Source organism: Novosphingobium chloroacetimidivorans, assembly GCF_014204535.1.
Classification (GTDB): domain Bacteria; phylum Pseudomonadota; class Alphaproteobacteria; order Sphingomonadales; family Sphingomonadaceae; genus Novosphingobium; species Novosphingobium chloroacetimidivorans.
In genome coordinates, this window is sequence record NZ_JACHLR010000012.1 from 39,510 (window position 1) to 59,409 (window position 19,900).

Below are 19,900 nucleotides of genomic sequence, written 5' to 3' on the forward strand. Positions count from 1 at the left end.
CTACCAGCGGGTCTCGAACTTGTTGCGGAGGTAAATGGCCAGGCCATTCATGGCGAGGAGGAACACCAGCAGCACGATGATTGCCGCGCTGGTGTTCTGGACGAAGCCGCGGTCGATCTCGTCCGACCACAGGAATATCTGCATCGGCAGCACGCTCGATGGATCGTTGATCCCGCTGGCGGGCGTGGCGACGAAGGCGCGCATGCCGATCATCAGCAGCGGCGCCGTCTCGCCCAGGGCGCGCGCCATGCCGATGATGGTGCCGGTGAGGATGCCCGGCAGCGCGAGCGGCAGGACATGGTGGAACACCACCTGCACCGGAGAGGCGCCGACGCCCAGCGCCGCCGTGCGGATCGAGGGCGGCACCGCCTTGATCGCGTTGCGGCCCGAGATGACGATGACCGGCATCGTCATCAGCGCCAGCGTCAGGCCGCCGACCAGCGGCGAGGACCGCGCCATGCCCAGCGTGTTGATGAACACCGCGAGGCCGAGCAGGCCGAAGATGATCGAGGGCACTGCCGCCAGGTTGTTGATCGAGACCTCTACCCAGTCGACCCAACGATTGCGCGGCGCGAACTCCTCCAGGTAGATCGCCGCGAGCACGCCCATCGGGAACGACAGGACGAGCGTCACCACCATCGTCAGGAACGAGCCCTTGGCCGCGCCCCAGACGCCCGCGGCACTGGCATCCGTCGCGTCGGAGCCGGACAGGAAGGCCCAGTCGAGCCCGCCCAGCCCGTTCTTGAGCATGATGAACAGCAGCACCGCCAGGAACAGCAGCGAGAGGACGATGGCGCCCAGGCCCAGCGCCTTGAACCGGCGCTCGGCGGCGTTGCGGCGCGCGATGCGCCGCGCCATGTCGGGGTTCTTCCAGGTGTTACTCATAAGCCTCCCGGAAGCGCTTCACCACGCGCAGGGCGATGATGTTGAGGATCAGCGTGACGACGAACAGCACCAGGCCCAGCGCGAAGGCGGAGAGCGTCTTGGGGCTGTTGAACTCCTGGTCGCCGGTGAGGAGCTGCACGATCTGGTAGGTCACCGTCGTCATCGATTCGAGCGGGTTCAGCGAGAGCCGCGCCGCCGCGCCCGCCGCCATCACGACGATCATGGTCTCGCCGATGGCGCGGCTGACCGCCAGCATCACACCCGCGACGATGCCGGGCAAGGCGGCGGGAAGCAGGACTTTCTTGATCGTCTCGGACTTGGTCGCGCCCATCGCCAGCGAGCCGTCGGCCATGGCGCGCGGGACGGCGGCGATGGCGTCGTCGGCCATGGAGGAGACGAACGGGATGATCATCACGCCCATGACGAGGCCGGCGGCGAGCGCGCTCTCGGTCGAGGGGTTCTGCGCGCCGAGCGATGCGGCGAGGTCGCGGATGAAGGGCGCGACGGTCAGCGCCGCGAAGTAACCGTAGACCACGGTCGGGATGCCGGCGAGGATCTCCAGCACGGGTTTGAGCACCTTGCGGGCGCGCCGGTCGGCGTACTGCGTCAGGTAGACCGCGCTCATCAGTCCCAGCGGGATGGCGACGATCATGGCGATGATCGCGCCGATGAAGATCGTGCCCCAGAACAGCGGCACAGCGCCGAAGTTGGCGTTGAGATCGTCGCCCACCGCATTGGCCGGAGCCCAGTGCAACCCGGTGAGGAAGGCGATGGGCGAGACATCGCGGAAGAACAGCCCCGCCTCGAACACCAGCGAGCCGATGATGCCCAGCGTCGTCAGAATCGCCAGCAGCGAGGCGGCGAGCAGCGTCAGCATGACGGCGCGCTCTACCCGGGTGCGCGCCGGGAAGCGGCCGGTCACGCGGGTCCAGGCGTAGCCGCCGCCCGCCAGTGCCGCGAGCGCCATCAGCACCGTGCCGATCAGCCCGAAGCGGGCCTGCGCCGCGCGCATCGGCGCCGCGATCGTGGATGACTGGTCGTAGAAGCCGATGAATGAGGGGTCGGCGGCGATGCCGCGCGCTTCGGACAGGATCGCGGCTCGCTGCACCGGGTCGGTCGGGATCTGCGTGCCGGCAGGCGAGGCAAGCACCACGCCATCGACGATCGGCGGTGCGATCACCGACCACAGCCCCCAGACCACCAACGCCGGCAGCACGACCCACAGCGCCAAGTGCCAGGCGTGGTAGACCGGCATCGAGTGCATGGACTCGCGGCCCGCATAGAGCAGCCGCGCCCGCGCCCGCGCGACGAACCAGCCGATCGCTCCGAGCGCGAAGGCGGCGAGGAGAACGGCCGCCGTCACTTGAGGTCCGCCGGGTTCAGCAAGGTCATGTTCGCGACGATCTCGGCATTCTTGCGGCGCACGTCTTCGGGAGCGATCACCATGCCCTTCTTCTTGAGAATACCGTCCGGCCCCCAGTGCTTGGGCCACTCTGCGATATAGGCAGGCAAGCCCTTGATCGGCCGCAGGTGCGCCTTCTTGGCGTAGATGTAGAGCGGCCGGGCACCGGGATAGGAGAAGTCCGAGATCGTCTCGTACGTCGGGGTGACGCCGGACATCGGGATGCCCTTCAGGCTCTCGGGGTTCTCCTCGATGAAGGAGTAACCGAAAACGCCGATCGCGCGCGGGTTCTGGCTGATCTTCTGGACGATCAGGTTGTCGTTCTCGCCTGCGTCCACATAGCCGCCATCCTCGCGCACCTGGGTGCAGACGGCCTTGTACTTCTTCTCGTCGCTGTCCTTGAGCGCCTTCATGACCGGATCGGTCTTGCAACCGGCCTCCATGATCAGCTCGGCCAGCGCATCGCGGGTGCCGGAGGTCGACGGCGGGCCATAGACCAGGATCGGCATGTCGGGCAGCGCCGGGTTGACCTGTCGCCATGAGCTATAGGCGTTGGGCTTGCCGAACGGCTTGGCGGCGATGGCCTTGTAGACGTCGAGCGGTGTCAGCTTCATGCCGGGACCGCGGATGGACTCGCCAAAGGCGATGCCGTCGATGCCGACTTGCACCTCGATGATGTCCTTCACGCCGTTCTTGGCGCAAGTCTCGTACTCGGACTTCTTGATCCGGCGCGAGGCGTTCTCGATGTCGGGGTGCGCGTAGCCAAGCCCGGCGCAGAACAGCTTCATGCCCGCGCCCGTGCCGGTCGATTCGATCACCGGCGACTTGAAGCCGGTCCTGGCGAACTGCTCGGCCACGGCGGTGCCGAAGGGGTACACGGTCGAGGAGCCGACCGCGCGGATGTAGTCGCGCGAGCCCGCAGCACCGCCAGAGCCGCAGGCCCCAAGGGCAAGCGCGCCCGCGGTGACGGCGGCGACTGAGAGCGTGCGAAACATGGTTGACCCCTTGAGCGACCGCTCTGGCGTGCTCCTATGCGTTGTGCATTACACTTTAGTGACGATCATGTGACCAGGGGATTGTGCGAGGATCGAGGTGCGGGCTGCTCACCAGCCACGACGGTCATGCTAAACGTGTTTCAGCATCCATTTCGCGACTGTGTGCGGCGCGCGACTGGCGCCCCTGCCTTGCCGTTCAGCCAGCATGCCGCACTTTGTGCGTCCGAGACGAAGCGATGGGCAATCGGCACGATGGACCCTGAAACAAGTTCAGGGTGACGGAGCGGCCGCAAGAATGGCCATGTTCGCCGCGCGGAAAACCCAGACAAGGATCTCAAGTTCAACAAACAGCAGCAATCCGTCGCCCCCGCGCAGGCGGGGGCCCCGCTTCTTGGATTCCAGACGAGCTTGAAAAACAAGCGGGGCCCCCGCCTGCGCGGGGGCGACTATCATGTATGTGCATGCGTGTGTGTGTGCGTGCCGGACGATCGCAGCGCGATAAGGGTCAGGGCGGGTCAATCCTGCCGCATCGGCAGCATCATCGACGCCGTCGTGCCCTTGCCCGGTCGACTGGCGATGTCGAAGCGGCCGCGGTGGCGCTCGACGATGTGCTTGACGATCGAGAGCCCCAGCCCCGTGCCACCCGCGGCGCGGCTGCGGCTGGTGTCGGCGCGGTAGAAGCGCTCGGTCAGGCGCGGCAGGTGTTCGGGCGAGATGCCGTCGCCATCGTCGTGCACCGCGACGAGCAGCCAGTCGGTCGGCGTCGCTTCCAGGGCGACCTGCACCGGCCCGTCCTTGCGCCCGTACTTCAGTGCATTGTCGATCAGGTTGCGCACCACTTGCGCCAGTTGGCCGCGATCGCCCGAGACGAACGCAGTCTCGCAATTCGCGCTCACCGCCACGCTGCCGCCCGCGCGAAACTCGCCCGCCGTCTCGCGCGCCAGCGCCACCATGTCGATCCGCTCGCCCGGGACCTCATGCTTCACCGCCTCGATCCGCGACAGCGACATGAGGTCCGACACCAGCGCCTGCATGCGCAGCGCCTCGTGGCGGATGGTGTTGAGGAACCGCTCGCGCGTGACTTCGTCTCCGCCCGCCTTGGGGTTCATCAGCGTCTCGACATAGCCCAGCACCGTGGCCAGCGGCGTGCGCAGCTCATGGCTGGCATTGGCGACGAAGTCGGCATGCGCACGCGCGGTGCTGACCTGGACCGACAAGTCGTACAGCGTGACCAGCCGCTCGGCCGGGCCAAGCACCTTGCAATCGATCTCCCACACGCTGCCGCCGACCGAGAGTCCGCCGATCTTGGCGTTGCCGCCACCCTCGCCCAGGATTACCGAGACGGCGCGCGGATCGCGGATGGCAATGCGCACGTCCTGATTGACGATGTGGGAGCCCAGCAGGGTCTTGGCCGCGGGATTGGCGAACGAGACCTGCCCCCGCGCAACGACGATCGCCGGGGTCTGGATATGCTCGAGCAGGTGAACGCCATCGACGGCCATGCGGGAACCCATTAGCGCAGCGTTGCACGCGTGCAAGACAGTGCAATGACTGGCCGGGGCAAGAAACTGCGCCGATCCGCTCGCCAGGCTTCGGCCAGGCTCCGGTGTCGAACCGCACGCAATCGGAATGGGACGGGCTTGTCTCACGCTATCACAGACCTATAACCCGGCACGCACTAGGCGAATGCAGCCAAGCGCCTATCTACCGACGGCAACCAAGGAGCATCGATCCCGCATGACCGGTTTCACCGCCGACCGTCTCCTGCTGTTCGGCGCCACCGGCGACTTGTCGAAGCGGATGCTGCTCCCCTCTCTCTGCGCACTGGATGCGGAAGGGTTGCTAGACCCGCGCATTCGCATCGTCGGGACCGCCCGGTCCGACCTTGACGATGCCGCCTTCCGCAATTTCGCGCGCGAGGCGCTGGAGCAATTCCTGCCCGCGGACCGCCGTGGCGGCATGGCAACCTTCCTCAACCGTCTGAGCTACCAGCCGCTCGACGCATCGCAGACCGAGGGTTTCGACGATCTCGCCGCCAAGGTGGGAGAGCCCTCCGAAGGATTGGCGATATTCCTCTCCACGGCGCCGAGCCTGTTCGAGCCGACCATCCGCGGCCTCAAGGCCAGCGGCCTGGCCGGCGAGAAGGTCCGCATCGGGCTGGAGAAGCCGCTGGGCACCGACCTTGCCTCCAGCCGCACGATCAACGACGCGGTCGCGAGCGCCTTTCCGGAGGAGCGGATTTTCCGGATCGACCACTACCTCGGCAAAGAGACGGTGCAGAACCTGCTCGCGCTGCGGTTCGCGAATGCGCTGTTCGAGCCCTTGTGGAACGCCGCGCACATCGACCACGTGCAAATCACTGTCGCCGAAACCGTCGGCCTGGAATCGCGCGTCGCCTATTACGACGACAGCGGCGCACTGCGCGACATGGTGCAGAACCACATGCTGCAGTTGCTTGCGCTGGTCGCGATGGAGCCGCCGGTCCGCTACGAAGCCACCGAAGTGCGGGACGAGAAGGTCAAGGTCCTGCGCTCGCTGCGCCCGGTCGGCCCGGAGGAAGTGGTCACCGGCCAGTACCGTTCGGGCGCGATCGCCGGCAAGGCCGTGCCCGGCTACGACGACGAACTGGGCAAGAACTCCGACACGGAGACGTTCGTCGCGATCAAGGCGCACCTCGATTGCTGGCGCTGGAAGGGCGTGCCCTTCTATCTGCGCACCGGCAAGCGCCTGCCCCGCCGCACGACCGAGATCATCATCCAGTTTAAGCCGATCCCGCACTCGATCTTCTCTGGCAGGGGCGCGCGCACCGTGCCCAATCGCCTGGTGATCGGCATCCAGCCCAGCGAGGACATCCAGCTGACGCTGATGGCCAAGGTGCCGGGCCTCGACCGTGACGGCCTGCGGCTGCGCCCCGTGCCGCTCGACATCGCCATGGCCGGCGCCTTCTCCGGCCCGCAGCGGCGCATCGCCTACGAGCGGCTGCTGCTCGACCTCATCGAAGGCGACCAGACCCTATTCGTTCGGCGCGACGAAGTGGAAGCGCAGTGGGACTGGGTGGACAAGATCCGTGGGCTGTGGGGGGAACAGGGGCAGGAGCCCAGGACTTATACCGCTGGCAGCTGGGGTCCCTCGGCCGCCATCGCGCTTGCCGAACGCAATGGCGTCACGTGGCACGAGTAAAGGCGGGCACGAGTAAGAACGGGCACCCATAAGCCCATTACGAGGCACGGGGTTTGAGGATGTCGCTGGGCCGAGCACAGAATTGCAGAAACTCGGATCGCGAGCAGGAACCATGACCGAACTACACTCCGTCGTCGCCCGCGTGACCGAGCGCATCGTCGCCCGCTCGCGCGACAGCCGCGCCCGCTATCTCGACCTGATCGCGCGTGAGAGCGACGCCTTCGCCGATCGCGGGTTTCTCTCCTGCTCAAACCTGGCGCACGGCTTCGCCGCGGCGGGCGAGGACAAGGCCAGCATCGCCACGCAGCGCGGGCCGAATATCGGCATCGTCACCGCCTACAACGACATGCTCTCGGCGCATCAGCCCTACGGCCGTTACCCCGAGCAGATGAAGCTGTTCGCTCGCGAGGTTGGCGCAACCGCCCAGGTCGCCGGCGGCGTCGCGGCGATGTGCGACGGCGTGACGCAAGGGTTCGCCGGCATGGAACTGTCCCTGTTCAGCCGCGACGCCATCGCCCTGTCCACCTCGGTCGCGCTGTGCCATGCGATGTTCGACGGCATGGCCCTGCTCGGCATCTGCGACAAGATCGTGCCGGGCCTGGTCATCGGTGCGCTGCGCTTCGGCCACTTGCCCGCGGTGTTCGTGCCGGCGGGACCGATGCCGAGCGGGATCAGCAACAAGGAAAAGCAGAAGACCCGCCAGCTCTATGCCGAGGGCAAGGTCGGCCGCGACGCGCTGCTGGAAAGCGAGAGCAAAAGCTATCACTCGCCGGGCACTTGCACGTTCTACGGCACGGCCAACTCCAACCAGATGATGATGGAGATGATGGGCCTGCACGTGCCGGGCGCCGCCTTCGTCAATCCGGGCACGCCGCTGCGCCAGGCGCTGACCCGGGCCGCCGTCCATCGCGTCGCGCAGATCGGTCGCAAGGGCGCCGACTTCCGGCCGATGGCGCACGTCGTGGACGAAAAGGCGATCGTGAACGCCTGTGTCGGCCTGCTGGCGACCGGCGGCTCGACCAACCATGCGATCCACCTGCCGGCGATGGCGCGCGCGGCGGGCGTGCTGATCGACTGGGAGGATCTGGACGAACTTTCCGCCGCGGTTCCCCTGATCGCGCGCGTCTATCCCAACGGCGCGGGCGATGTGAACCACTTCCACGCTGCCGGTGGCATGGGCTACGTCATCCGCGAGCTGCTCGGCGCGGGGCTGGCGCATGCCGACATCCTGACCATCGCCGAGGGCGGGATGGCCGATTACGCGCGCGAGCCTCACCTCGAAGGCGAGACGCTGGCCTGGCGCGATGCCCCGGCGCAAAGCCTGGACGACGCCATGCTGCGCCCGGTGGCGACGCCGTTCCTGCCCGATGGCGGCATGCGGCTGGTCCAGGGCAACTTGGGCCGCGCGACCTTCAAGACCAGCGCGGTGGATGCGCAGCGCTGGACGATCGAAGCACCGTGCCGGGTGTTCGACACTCAGGAAGCTGTCGCCAAGGCCTTCGCCGCCGGTGAGCTCGACCGCGACGTCGTCGTGGTGGTCCGCTTCCAGGGCCCGCGCGCCAACGGCATGCCCGAATTGCACAAGCTGACGCCGCCACTCGGCGTGCTGCAGGATCGCGGGCACAAGGTCGCCCTGGTCACCGACGGCCGCATGTCGGGCGCGAGCGGCAAAGTGCCCGCCGCCATCCACGTGACACCCGAAGCGCTGGCCAAGAACGGCGCATGGGGCCCGCTGGCCTACTTGCGCGACGGCGATCTGGTGCGCCTTTCGGCCGACGACGGCACGCTTTCCACCACCGCGGATCTCTCGACCCGAGAGCCGGCGCCGCCGCCGCCCGCGGAGATCGGCATGGGCCGCGAGCTCTTCGCGATGTTCCGCGCCGGCGCGAGCGGCGCCGAGCAAGGCGCATCGGCGATGCTGGAGATGGCGGGGCTGTGAGGACGACGCGCATTCTCATCCTCTCCCCCGCGGGGGAGAGGATAGCAAAGCTTGCCGCGCCAGCGGCTAGCGCAGCTTGGAGAGGGGTTTCCGACGCGCAGAGGGCACAAACCCCTCTCCAACTCCGCCTAGGCAGCAAGCTGCCAAGCCTTCGTATCCTCTCCCCGTCCGGGGAGAGGGGGGCAAGACCATGACCGACCTCGTCGCCGTCGACATCGGCGGAACCCACGCCCGGTTCGCGCTCGCCTCGGTCGGCGCCGACGGCGCGATCGCGTTGGGTGAGCCCCAGACCCTCCACACCAAGGACCATGCCAGCTTCCAGACCGCGTGGGAGGACTTTCGCCGTCGCAGCGGCGGCACCCTGCCCGGCGCCGTGGCCATCGCCATCGCGGGTCCGGTCGGCGGCGAGGTGATCCGCTTCACCAACAACCCTTGGATCATCCGCCCGGCCCTGATCCGCGAGAAGCTGGGCGTCGACAGGTACACCATCGTCAACGACTTCGGCGCCGTCGCCCATGCCGTCGCCCGCGCGGACGAGAGCCACCTGCTCCACCTCGCCGGTCCCGACGTGCCGCTGCCGGCAAGCGGCGCGATCACCGTCATCGGCCCGGGCACCGGTTTGGGCGTTGCGATCCTGCTGCGCGAAGGCGGGCGCTACCATGTCCAGGCCACCGAAGGCGGGCACATCGACTTCGCGCCGCGCGACACGATCGAGGACGCGATCCTGGCGACCTTGCGCCAGCGCCACACGCGCGTCTCGGTGGAGCGCGTCGTCTCCGGCCCGGCCATCGTCGACATCTACCGTGCCCTCGCCGCGCTGGAAGGCCGCGCCGTCGCCGAGCGCGGCGATGTCGAGCTGTGGACCGCGGGCACCGACGGCTCGGACAGCCTTGCCGCCGCCGCGGTCGATCGCTTCTGCATGGCGCTGGGCTCCGCTGCCGGCGACCTGGCGCTGGCCCATGGCGCCAGCGGCGTCGTCGTCGCCGGAGGCCTGGGTTACCGCATCCGCGAAACCATCATGGCGTCCGCCTTCGCCGAGCGCTTCACCGCCAAGGGCCGGTTCGCCGGCATGATGGCGAACTTGCCCGTCAAACTCATCACCCATGCGCAGCCCGGCTTGTTCGGCGCTGCGGCCGCCTTTGCCAGGGAGCACTTGTCTTGACCGAGACCACCACCATCAACGGCCCCCTCACCTCTGCCGTGGAGCGCGTGATGACCCTCGCCCCGGTGATCCCGGTGCTGGTGATCGACGACATCGACCACGCCCTGCCCATCGCCGAGGCGCTCGTCGCCGGTGGGCTGCCGGCTCTGGAGGTGACGCTGCGCACGCCTTGCGCGATCGACGCGATCAAGGCGATGAAGCAAGTGCCCGGGGCAGTGGTCGGCGCCGGGACCGTGCTCAGCCCCGACGACCTGCAACGGTCGCTCGATGCCGGCGCGGAGTTCATCGTCTCGCCCGGCCTGACACCCACGCTGGGCGAAGCGGCTGCACGAAGCGGCGTGCCGTTCCTGCCGGGCACTGCCAACGCGGCCGACATCATGCTGGCGCTGGAGTTCGGCTTTACGCGCCTCAAGTTCTTCCCTGCCGTGGCGTCCGGCGGCACCGCGGCGCTGAAGGCCATCGCCGGCCCATTCGGCCAAGTCCGCTTCTGCCCGACCGGCGGGATCACGCAGGAATCCGCGCCCGAGTGGCTCGCCCTGCCCAGCGTGCTGTGCGTCGGCGGCAGCTGGATGGTGCCCAAGGGCGTTCCCGACCCGGCCGAGATCGAGGCGCGCGCGCGCGCCGCCGCAGGGCTTGCGCGCTGATGGCCTCGCCCACGGTCGCCGACCTCGACGCGCGGCTTGCCGAGCTGCACAGGCAGACTGCGGAGAATCCGCAGTTCAACCCGGTCTTCCAACTCTCGCTCGAACTTTCGCGCCAGCTGGAAGGCGGGACGTTGAGCCTCGACCAAGTCGACAGCCTCGTTTCCGAACTGGAGTGCGAGGGCCTGCGCGTGCGCGCTTCGCGGCTCGACCGCATCGCCGGGCCGATCGCGCTCGCGGCCAACGACGCGGCGATCGACGGCCTTGCCGGTGAGGACGACTTCACCGCCTTCGCCGCCCATTGGTCGCGCCCCGCCGCGCACGTCGTGTTCACCGCGCATCCGACTTTCCTGCTCAGCCGCGCGCAATCGGAGGCCGTGCGCAGCTCGGCCTCGAACGGCGATTTCAGCGAGGCCAGCGTCTGCGTCGCGCCGGCCGACCGGGACACCATCACCCTCGACTACGAGCACGATGAGGCGATGGCTGCGCTCACCCGAGGCCAGGCGGCGCGCGATCGGATCAACGCCCGCCTGTTCGCCATCGCCGCGCAGCGCTGGCCCAAGAAGTGGCGCAGCCTGCAGCCGCTGCCGTTCCGCTTCGCCACCTGGGTCGGCTACGACATGGACGGGCGTACCGACATCTCGTGGTCGACCTCGATCCGCTATCGCCTGCAGGAAAAGGCCCTGCGCCTTGCCGGCTATGCGGCCTCGTTGCAGGCAGCGCTGCCGTCGCTGGCCGATCGGCTCGAACGCGCGCGGGCCCACACAGAGGCGATGGCGGAGCGCTTCGCCGCCGACTTGTCCGAGCCGGAGGCGCTGTCGCAGACGGCCAACGCGCTTACCGCCGAGCATGCCGACAAGATCGTGAGCCTGGCGCCAATCATCGCCGAGATCGAGGAAGAGGCGCGCCACGCCGAAACGGATGTCGCGCGCGACCTGTTGGTCGTGGCCGCGGCGATGCGCGCCGACGGCCTCGGCATGGGCTGGATCCACTTCCGCGTGAACAGCTCGCAACTGCAGAACGCCATCCGCCAGCGCATCGATCCCGAAGGCACGCTCAACCTCGCCAGTCAGGCCGCGCTGGTGCGGATGCGCGAGCTGCTGGCCGAAGTGAAGCCGCTCCGGTCCAACTTCGCCGCGCTGGCGATCGAGAACTCGACCGCTGTGCGCCAGTTCCTGGCCATGGCGCAGATCCTGGGACACATCGACGCCGACGCGCCGATCCGCATGCTCGTCGCCGAATGCGAGCAGCCGACGACCGTGCTCGCCGCACTCTACTATGCCGAGATGTTCGGCGTCGCCGACAAGGTCGATGTCTCGCCCCTGTTCGAAACCGAGACCGCGCTGGAGCACGGCGGCCGCTTCCTCGACGCGGTGCTCGCCGAACCGGCCTACCGCGCCTACGTGCGCAAGCGCGGCCGGGTGGCGGTGCAGACCGGCTTTTCCGACGCGGGCCGCTTCGTCGGCCAGATTCCCGCGGCATTGGCCATCGAGCGTCTGCAGGGCCGCCTTGCCGAAGCGATGGTCGCCAACGGGCTCACTGACGTGTCGGCGCTGGTGTTCAACACCGGCGGCGAATCGATGGGTCGCGGCTGTCATCCCAGCAGCATGGAGGACCGCCTGCACTGGCAGATGTCCCCCTGGGCGCGCCGCCGCTTCCTGCGCGCCAACATCCGGCTGGAGCCTGAAGTCAGCTTCCAGGGCGGCGACGGCTATCTCTGGTTCGGTTCGGAGGAACTGGCCTTCGCCACCCTCACCCGCCTTACCGAGCGGCCGCTGTGGCAGGCCGACACCACCCAGCCGGCGGACCCGTTCTATCGCCGCACCGACCTCAGCCTCGATTTCTACCGCGCCATCCGCGACACCCAGCACGCGCACCTGGAGAGCCGCACCTACAGCCGCGCGATCACCGCCTTCGGGCTCGGCTTGCTGAACGACACCGGCAGCCGCAAGGCGCGCCGCCAGTCCGACCTCGCCGCCGATCGCACCATGAGCTTGCGCCAGATCCGCGCGATCCCGCACAACGCGATTCTCCAGCAGCTCGGCTACCCGGTGAACGTCATCGCCGGGGTCGGCAGCGCGGCCGAGGGCAACCAGGAGGAGATCGCAGGCCTGCTGCGCGACAGCGAGCGCGGGCGGGCGCTGATCCGGCTGGTGCGCGCCGCAAACGCGCTGGCCTCCATCAAGACCGTCGGCGCCTTCGGGGAGCTGTTCAACTCCGCCTACTGGTCGACCCGGCCCTATCGGGGCGACGAGCAGCATATCGCGGATGGCTGCCTGCGCATCGCCGAGTACCTGACCAAGGACGATCGCGCCGGCGTCTACCGCCGCCTCGTCTCGCGCCTCCGCGTCGATGCAGTGAAGCTCTACCGGCTGCTGACGATGATCCCGGACGAGGCACGCAAGGATTCCTTGGGCCCGGAACGCGAGACCACCCGGCGCAACATCGGCGCGCTGCAGGCACTGCGGCTGGCGCTGTTCCAGCACATGTTCCTGCGCACCGTGATGGTCCCGCAGTTCAGCCGCGCGAACGACATCAGCCACGAGGACGTGCTGGAGATGTTCTTCACGCTGCGGGTCGAGGACGGCCTGGCGCAACTGCGCCGCGCCTTTCCGGTGCGACTTGCCTCGATCGAGAACTTCCAGGTCGACGCACCCAGCGACTACCCGGACGAGAGCGCGACAGGCTACGGCCAGATCCACCGCGAGTTCATCGAGCCGATTGCCCGCTCCTACGCATTGTCGCTGAGGATCGGCACTGCCATCGCCAACGAATTCGGCGCCCACGGCTGAGGAGAGACACATGCTGACCGTTCATCACCTGGGTCAATCGCAGTCCGAGCGGATCGTCTGGCTCTGCGAGGAACTGGAGCTCGACTACGAGTTGAAGCTTTACCAGCGCCGCGCCGACAATCGCCTCGCGCCCGACGAGTACAAGGCCCTCCACCCGATGGGCATCGCGCCGGTGATCACCGACGGCGACCTTGTTCTGGGCGAAAGCGGCGCGATCTGCGACTACGTGGTCGCGCGGTACGGCGGCGGTCGGCTGGCGCCCGCGCCCGATCATCCCGATTTCGCCGAGCACTTGTTCTGGTTCCACTGGGCCAACGGCACCTTCATGGCGACGGGCATGATGCAGCTGGTGCTCGCCATCACCGGCGCGGCCGGCAAGGTGCCCTTCGCGGACGACCGCAATCGTCGCGGCTGGGAGATGGTCGAAGCGCGCCTGGGTGCAGCGCCGTTCTTCGGCGGCTCCGAGCTGACGACGGCTGACATCATGATGGGCTATGCGCTGACGACCGGGCGAGCGATGCGGCAGCAGTCGATCGATGGGCTGCCGAACCTGAAGGCCTACCTGCAACGCATCGGCGAACGCCCCGCCTATCGGCGCGCCATGGCCAAGGCGGAGCCCGGGGTGACACCGAACCTGAGCTGATTGTCGTGCATATGGATTGAGTGCGGGTCATTGCGCTCAGGGGTACTTCGATCCACGGCCAATACGGACCGTCCAGCAGAGTGCCCTCGCTGGCCGAGCAGCTCAACGAAGCGCTTCTACGACCCGTCGCCCCCGCGAAGGCGTGGGCCCCGCTTCGTGAATCGAGCGCCGCGCTCCCCACAACCCCGTCGCCCCCGCGAAGGCGGGGGCCCCGCTTTTTGGATGAAGCGCCGTGCAGGGAAGAACAAGCGGGGCCCCCGCCTTCGCGGGGGCGACGGGTGATGGGTTGCGGATCGCTGGGTGCAAGTCGCGGCTTCTGTTTGCGTGTTATGGCTGGGGGGTAGCGGTTGCAACATTCGGGTCACGCGAGCGGCATGCACGATCGCCCCACGAGCATCATCGGTTCGCTCTCAACCCGAACTTCGACGTGCTACAACTTCAGCACTTCTTCATCGATTCGGGGCCATGGAAGCATCGTGAACGGACGTATCCTCTTCGGTTTCGCCTTGGCAGGGCTGATCGGCATTGCCGCCGTGCTCTGGCTTGCGACCAGCGGGCTGCGCGGTTCCGAAGCGGTCGAGGCTTCGGCTAAACTGACGACACCCACGCCCAAGGCCCAAGCCGCCGCACCAAGAGCCGTGCCTGCGCCCGCGAAGCCGCCCGTCGACCAGGCCTTCGTGATCAAGCGTATCCTGCCGATCAAAGGCGCGATCAAGTATGGCGAATGGCATTGGGACGAAGCGGGTGTGCCCGCGGGCCCCATCGTCATGACCGTCGACCTCGACGCGCGCGTGCTGTCGATCTTCCGAGGCGGCTACGAGATCGGCGCCGCGGCGGTGCTGCTCGGCACCGAGGACAAGCCCACCCCGCTGGGCGTGTTCCCGATCACCGAGAAGGACCGCAGCCATGTGTCCAACCTCTACGACGCGCCGATGCCCTACATGATGCGGCTGACCAACGACGGCATCACCTTGCACGGCTCGAAGGTCGAATGGGGTTACGCCAGCCACGGCTGCGTCGGCATGCCCGAACCCTTCGCCGCCAAGGTCTTCGCGGCCTCCAAGATCGGCGACCGGGTCTTCATCACGCGCGGCAAGACGGTCGGCATGGGAGACTCGCTCGTCTCGTCCTGAGCGCGGTGCTGCCTTCCTCTCCCGCGCATACCCTGCGGCAAAGAGGCTGGGCGCGGCTTACCTGGCGATCACGCCTTGCCCTGTGGCACTGGCGTACCCTTGATCGAAGGCTTGGACGCGTTCGGCTTTGGCGGCGCAGCCTTCTTGGGCTTGCGCGTTTCCTTGTTCGACTTCTGTTGGCTCTTGGCCATGGCATGCTGTCCGATCTGTGCTTCGGTGGTTCTCGACGTGTCGAAAGGCCTATGAGCCCGGTCTGCTACGGCACCCGGACTGCTCGCGGCGCCCTACCAAGGTCCGGGCGATCGGTAGAACGGGAACCGCTTCACCGTGCCTTTGACGACATCGGCAGCGTAGTGCAGCCGGAATTCCTCCGCGCCGGCGCCGGTCACGCACACGAGGTGCGTTCCTCCCGAAGGCAGAGGTTCCAAGGCACTGATGGCGATGCCGAGGCGCTCGCACTCGGACCGGACGTGGCCTTCGGCGAGCCGCAGGTTGATCGCGCGGCTCATTCCGCTGTCCCCGAATTGGAACGAACGACGGAATTCAGTGCCTCCTCGACCTCGGCATACCCCTCGGGGCCCGACATGGCGCGATCAAGAGGCCGTCCGCCGAGCCGCTCGTTATGCGTGTTCAGAAACGACACCGCGTCATCGCGGGTTCCGAACTGCACGAAAGCCAGATGCGTGATCGAAGACTGGCGTCTGATGTGCTCGTCGGAAAGTTGCGGATCGCGCGCCTTGCGCCTGAACGTCATCCGTCTCGGCGGAGCGGCGCCGGTGTCTGCGCCATCGCTCATGACGGGACGCCGACGAGGGACGTGTTCGGAAAATAAAGGTTGATGATCAAGGCATAACTCCAGCGCGTAAGCGGGAGCATGGTGTACTCTCAGCCGAGGATGCCTACGATCAATCTATCCTCGATACTTCTATGTAGGTTCTCGCAGCGTTATTTCAATGCCGCAGCCCTGTGCTGACCATTACCTGCAAGAAGTATGTATGACCTGGGATCGCTAGCGAGACTTGCCCCGCATTGCCTTGCGCACCGGCGCCTTGGCGAAGCTCCAACCGCCTGCGTTGGGTCGTACCACCAGATTGCCGATCGAGGCAGGCTCGCCCGCCACCAGCGCGTCGAAGAGCCGCGCGATGGCGCTGCCCCTGGCGGGCGCATCGAGCTCGGCCACGATGCGGGCAATCACGCGCAATGCGATGGCCTTGGGTGCCATCGGTCGATAGGTCATGCCGAACGGATCGCGCTTGACCCGCGCGTTGTATTCCATGTCGGCCGACCAGTTCAGCGCAGCGTCGGCATCCGCAATATGCGCGGCGCTCTGCGCGATTGCGGCCATGTCGAGCCAATCGGCGCCTGCCAGCACCTTGCGCAGCCGCGCGCGGTCGAAACGATCGTCGGCGTTGCTGGGATCGTCTGCGGCGCTGACACCCGCCTTCGCCACGATCGCGGTCAGCTCGGCGCGCCGCCAGCCGAGCAGCGGGCGAACCAGCCCGATGGGCGTGTCCAGCAGCCGCCCGCGCGCTCTGACCCCGGCAAGGCCTGCGACACCGCTCGCCCGATTGAGACGCATGATCAGGGTCTCGGCCTGATCGTCCGCGTGATGCGCGGTGGCGACGGCGGCCAGGCCCTCGGCCTGCGCCCAGGCGCCGAGCGCCGCATAGCGCGCCTGACGCGCCGCACCCTGCACGTTGCCCGGCTCCAGCGTCACCGGCAGAGTGGCATGCGCTACGCCCAGCACCGCGCAAAGCGCTGCCATGTCGGCCGCCTCCTGCGCGTTCTCGGGCCGCAGGCCATGGTCGACGGTGGCCGCCGCGATCCGCCCCGGAAGCGTCGATGCCGCCAGCAGGAGCAACGCCGTGCTATCGGGCCCACCCGATACGGCGATGCCGAGCATCGGGGCTAGTTCGGCATCGCACTCGGGCCAAACCGCCCGCAAGGCCTCGCCGAAGCGCGCCGACAGCTCCGCCGGCACGCTCAGGCGATCAACTGCACTTGAGGCCATTGCGCGTGGAATCGTAGACGCTCTTCAGCCGCCCGGCCGCTTCGGCGGCATACGTCGTGCCGAACTCCGACAGCGCGATGCAGGCGCGCTTCGTGTCCTGCAGCTGCTTCATCGAGACCGCGAGATAAAGCAGGCTGTCCGGCGCCCGCTCGCCGCGCTTGTCGGCCTGATAGTTCTGGACGAACCACTTCGCGGCTTCGAGCGGGTTGCCGTCGTCCAGGAAGGCGCGGCCCAGCAGGTTGCGACCCCAGCTGGCGCGTGGGCTCCTGGGGTACTTTTCCAGGTAGAGCTTCAGCTGCTGTTGCGCTTCCGGGTAGAACTTGGCCTCCCACAGGCGATAGCCATAGCTGTACTCGTCCTCGGCGGCGTCGCCGGTGCTAGGCTTGGCGATCGCGCCGACGGCCTGGACCCGGGCGGAGCTGGGCGGCGTTGCCGGCTTGGCCGCGGCAAGCTGCGAAGGCGCAGGCGTCGGTGAAGGCGACGATGTCGGGCGGGGTGCCGAAGCGCCCGTCGTCGCACCCAGGTTCGCCTGCGCGGCGGGCACCGGCACGCCGGCGTCGTTGGTCGCAAGCGGCTGCGCACCGGCCGGCATCGACGCCATGCGGGCTTCCAGCTGGGTGATGCGGTTGCTGTTCTGCTCGACCTGCCCGGTCAGCCTCGCAACCTGGGCCTCGAGCGAGTCCATGCGCGTCAGCACGTCGGACAGCGCGCTCGACGACGGCAGCGGCGTCGCACTGGGCGTGGGGTTCGGCGCGGAGATCTCGGGCGTGAAATACTTGTCGCCGCTGCCGGGGAACACCTTGCGCTGGAGCGCCCGCACTTCGCTCTCGACCTTGTTCAGGCGCAGCTCGGTGTTGTTGCTTTGAGCCAGCGCCGGCACCGCCGCGCCAGCCATGACCAGCGCGAGCGCGGCTCCCGTGGCGCGATGCAAGCGGATGGACCGCAAAGGCGAAGGTACCATGACCAGAATATCTCCCTTACCCGATCGCCCCGAACGATCGCACAACCCGCCCGCGAAGACGGCACTCGGCAGCAACGGTGTCGCACCGCGCCGCCCCCATCTCCGGACTTGCCTCAAGCCGTTGCGCCTGTCGAGCGGGCGTCAAAGCTGCGTGGTGGATACCGGATTGTCCTGAGCCCGATTGGCCGGCCCCTCGATGCCGTTCAGCAGGTCGTCCATCTTGGGGGCCGGCGGCACGTCGCTGCGGCGCGCGCGCGCCGGGCCGATGGCGGGAGCCGGCGCCGTGTTCGCGGCAGGTGCAGCCGTGCTCGCGGCCGGGCCGGCGCGCTGGAGCAGCGCCGCCGGCGTCAGGACGACGCCGCTGATCACCTCGGGCTTGTCGCCCAGGCGGGCCAGAGCGCGCCCGCCGACGGTGATCTGCAGCTGGTCCGGTCGCGCCGTGCGCAACTGCGGAGCCTGTGCCTCGGCCGGCACCGTGTAGCTCTCACCCTGCGCCATTTCCTTCTGGAACAGCTGGTTGCCCGCGGTGTCCGTCACCTTGACCCAGACGCGCGGTGCGGTGGCGGTCAGCACCACCGGTCCGCCGGGGGAAGCCTGCGGCGCTGGCGCGGCCGGACGCGGTGCCACCGAGGCGACGCCACCTTGCGTGGCACCGGGCGCAAGGTCCGGCAGCTCGCCCTCGGGCGAAAGGAAGTCGTTCCAGAAGACCAGCAGCACGCCCACCACGACGACCGCCAGCAGCCCCGCCAACCAGGCGATGCGGGAAGGCGGCACGCGCGCGGGATCGCCCGGCTCGAAGCTGGGCAGCGTCGGTCCGCGCGTGACGGGCTGTGCGTCGATCTGCCGCCGCACCCGCGCCGCGATCTCGCTCTCGTCGAGACCGACTGCCCTGGCATAGGATCGCGAGAAGCCGACCGCATAGGTCGGCGCCGCAAGCTCGGTGAAGCGGTTCTCCTCGATCGAGATCAGATGGCGTTCGGCCACGCGCGTCTGCGCCGCGATGTCGCCGAGGCTGAGCCCCTGCGCCTCTCGGGCGGCACGCAATTGGTCGCCGACGCTGGCAGGCGGCGGCGGGGTGCTCGGCGTATTGATGTGGTCTTCCATTCCGCTCCCAAAGGGGAAGTGGGTTGATCGGGCGCTCCCTGCCGAAACAACGCGGTCCGGACGGCGAAGTCAACCGGGTCTCGCGCCTAGGCGCGCGCTTTTCGGTCGATGAAGTTGAATGGGGGATGATCCGAGGGGGAGTGAGGGCCCATGATCGCCGATGGCTCTTCCATGCTCGATGTCAGTGGCTATATGGGGTAACAGCATGGAGCGAACATGACCAAAGTCGTTGTCAGGAAGTTCGGTCGTCTCAACACCGGCCAAAGCGGCACCGTTACGCAGAAGCGCGTGTGGGATGCCGGTAGCGGCCAGTTTACCACCGTGCGCACGATCGATGCACAAAGCAAAACGCTGAGCGAAGACTTGAACTACGTATTCAGCAAGAACGTCGCCAAGGCGCGCCGGGAAAACAAGGCTGTCGCGGGCGTTCTGGATCGTGCCCCGACAAAGCCCTGATCAGCCGATCCTGCTGGTTGTTGCCGGACCGAACGGTTCCGGGAAAAGCAGTGTCTACGCCAATGCCGATCTCGAGTGGAGTGGAAGATCGGTCTGGATCGTCAATCCCGACCTGCTGGCTGCGCGGATCAGCGAGGTCGAGCAGATGCCGCTGATCGATGCTAATCTGGCCGCGGTCCAGCGTATCGAAGCTTGGATTGAAGCGTCGATCGTCGTGCACAAGACGATCGGCGTCGAAACAGTGCTATCGACCGGCAAGTATCGGCGGCTCGTGGACAAGGCCAAGGAACTTGGGTTCGCCATCTGGCTCATCTACGTAGTCCTGGATAGCCCCGAGCGATCGATCGAACGCATCAAGCTGCGTGTCGCCAAGGGCGGACATCACGTTCCCGACGACAAGGTCCGCAAGCGGTACATGTCGTCCCTCGATCAACTGCCCTGGTTCTTGGACCGCGCAGATCAGGCGTGGATATGGGACAACAGCGGAGCCAAACCACGGCAGATCGGCGAGAAGCAGGACGGGGTCATCGCGCTCGATGAGCATGCCCTCGCAGCGGTCGCGTCGGCCGTGCGCTCCATCGCCGCTGATTGAGCGG

At 67.7% G+C, this 19,900-nt stretch carries 19 protein-coding genes; 9 read left to right on the plus strand and 10 right to left on the minus strand.

The features are described 5' to 3' along the window. The 4 genes from pstA to HNO88_RS13920 all read right to left on the minus strand — a co-directional run bounded on the left by pstA (position 1) and on the right by HNO88_RS13920 (position 4,784). On the minus strand, positions 1-885 hold the full coding sequence (pstA, locus tag HNO88_RS13905; protein ID WP_184246528.1) for a phosphate ABC transporter permease PstA: 885 nt from the start codon (positions 883-885) through the stop codon (positions 1-3). Beyond that, a complete protein-coding gene (gene pstC, locus HNO88_RS13910) occupies positions 878-2,248 on the minus strand; it encodes a phosphate ABC transporter permease subunit PstC (protein ID WP_184246530.1) in 1,371 nt (456 codons plus the stop codon). The genes pstA and pstC overlap by 8 nt, the downstream gene beginning before the upstream one ends. Beyond that, positions 2,245-3,282, minus strand: a complete 1,038-nt coding sequence (locus tag HNO88_RS13915) for a substrate-binding domain-containing protein (RefSeq protein ID WP_184246532.1) — start codon at positions 3,280-3,282, stop codon at positions 2,245-2,247. Before HNO88_RS13915 ends, pstC begins: the two co-directional genes overlap by 4 nt. Positions 3,283-3,797: 515 nt before the next feature. Then, positions 3,798-4,784, minus strand: coding sequence for a sensor histidine kinase (locus tag HNO88_RS13920; protein ID WP_184246534.1), 987 nt, complete (start codon positions 4,782-4,784; stop codon positions 3,798-3,800). 235 nt (positions 4,785-5,019) lie between these two features. On the opposite strand from HNO88_RS13920, the gene zwf reads away from it, so the two are divergent. The 7 genes from zwf (at position 5,020) to HNO88_RS13955 (ending at position 14,772) form a co-directional block, all read left to right on the plus strand. Then, positions 5,020-6,462, plus strand: a complete 1,443-nt coding sequence (gene zwf, locus HNO88_RS13925) for a glucose-6-phosphate dehydrogenase (protein ID WP_184246536.1) — start codon at positions 5,020-5,022, stop codon at positions 6,460-6,462. A 112-nt stretch (positions 6,463-6,574) separates the two neighbouring features. Continuing rightward, the gene (gene edd / locus HNO88_RS13930; RefSeq protein ID WP_184246538.1) at positions 6,575-8,401 is read left to right on the plus strand and encodes a phosphogluconate dehydratase; all 1,827 of its coding nucleotides are present in this window, start codon (positions 6,575-6,577) and stop codon (positions 8,399-8,401) included. Positions 8,402-8,591: 190 nt separating this feature from the next. Beyond that, positions 8,592-9,563 carry a glucokinase gene (gene glk, locus HNO88_RS13935; protein WP_184246540.1) on the plus strand — a complete coding sequence of 324 codons (972 nt, stop codon included), beginning with the start codon at positions 8,592-8,594 and terminating at the stop codon, positions 9,561-9,563. Continuing rightward, a complete protein-coding gene (gene eda, locus HNO88_RS13940; RefSeq protein WP_281384025.1) occupies positions 9,560-10,207 on the plus strand; it encodes a bifunctional 4-hydroxy-2-oxoglutarate aldolase/2-dehydro-3-deoxy-phosphogluconate aldolase in 648 nt (215 codons plus the stop codon). Before glk ends, eda begins: the two co-directional genes overlap by 4 nt. Beyond that, positions 10,207-12,996 carry a phosphoenolpyruvate carboxylase gene (locus HNO88_RS13945; RefSeq protein ID WP_184246543.1) on the plus strand — a complete coding sequence of 930 codons (2,790 nt, stop codon included), beginning with the start codon at positions 10,207-10,209 and terminating at the stop codon, positions 12,994-12,996. Before eda ends, HNO88_RS13945 begins: the two co-directional genes overlap by 1 nt. Before the next feature lie 10 nt (positions 12,997-13,006). Next, a complete protein-coding gene (locus HNO88_RS13950) occupies positions 13,007-13,639 on the plus strand; it encodes a glutathione S-transferase family protein (RefSeq protein WP_184246546.1) in 633 nt (210 codons plus the stop codon). A gap of 476 nt (positions 13,640-14,115) precedes the next feature. Further along, entirely contained in the window at positions 14,116-14,772 is a 657-nt protein-coding gene (locus HNO88_RS13955) for a L,D-transpeptidase family protein (RefSeq protein ID WP_312857078.1), read from the plus strand. A gap of 68 nt (positions 14,773-14,840) precedes the next feature. On the opposite strand, the gene HNO88_RS22690 is transcribed toward HNO88_RS13955, so the two are convergent. The 6 genes from HNO88_RS22690 to HNO88_RS13980 all read right to left on the minus strand — a co-directional run bounded on the left by HNO88_RS22690 (position 14,841) and on the right by HNO88_RS13980 (position 18,848). Beyond that, positions 14,841-14,963, minus strand: coding sequence for a hypothetical protein (locus HNO88_RS22690; RefSeq protein ID WP_281384026.1), 123 nt, complete (start codon positions 14,961-14,963; stop codon positions 14,841-14,843). Between the two features lie 93 nt (positions 14,964-15,056). Next, a complete protein-coding gene (locus tag HNO88_RS13960; RefSeq protein ID WP_184246549.1) occupies positions 15,057-15,281 on the minus strand; it encodes a hypothetical protein in 225 nt (74 codons plus the stop codon). Further along, the gene (locus HNO88_RS13965; protein WP_221420022.1) at positions 15,278-15,526 is read right to left on the minus strand and encodes an antitoxin Xre/MbcA/ParS toxin-binding domain-containing protein; all 249 of its coding nucleotides are present in this window, start codon (positions 15,524-15,526) and stop codon (positions 15,278-15,280) included. Before HNO88_RS13965 ends, HNO88_RS13960 begins: the two co-directional genes overlap by 4 nt. A gap of 255 nt (positions 15,527-15,781) precedes the next feature. After that, entirely contained in the window at positions 15,782-16,783 is a 1,002-nt protein-coding gene (gene tilS / locus HNO88_RS13970; protein WP_184246556.1) for a tRNA lysidine(34) synthetase TilS, read from the minus strand. Next, the gene (locus HNO88_RS13975) at positions 16,764-17,744 is read right to left on the minus strand and encodes a tol-pal system YbgF family protein (protein WP_184246559.1); all 981 of its coding nucleotides are present in this window, start codon (positions 17,742-17,744) and stop codon (positions 16,764-16,766) included. Before HNO88_RS13975 ends, tilS begins: the two co-directional genes overlap by 20 nt. A gap of 141 nt (positions 17,745-17,885) precedes the next feature. Then, entirely contained in the window at positions 17,886-18,848 is a 963-nt protein-coding gene (locus tag HNO88_RS13980) for a helix-turn-helix domain-containing protein (RefSeq protein ID WP_184246562.1), read from the minus strand. A gap of 216 nt (positions 18,849-19,064) precedes the next feature. On the opposite strand from HNO88_RS13980, the gene HNO88_RS13985 reads away from it, so the two are divergent. Together HNO88_RS13985 and HNO88_RS13990 are read left to right on the plus strand one after the other, a co-directional pair. After that, complete coding sequence (locus HNO88_RS13985; protein WP_184246566.1) at positions 19,065-19,304, plus strand: hypothetical protein; 240 nt, start codon at positions 19,065-19,067, stop codon at positions 19,302-19,304. Further along, positions 19,285-19,896, plus strand: coding sequence for an ATPase (locus tag HNO88_RS13990; RefSeq protein WP_184246569.1), 612 nt, complete (start codon positions 19,285-19,287; stop codon positions 19,894-19,896). Before HNO88_RS13985 ends, HNO88_RS13990 begins: the two co-directional genes overlap by 20 nt. Positions 19,897-19,900: the final 4 nt, after the last annotated feature.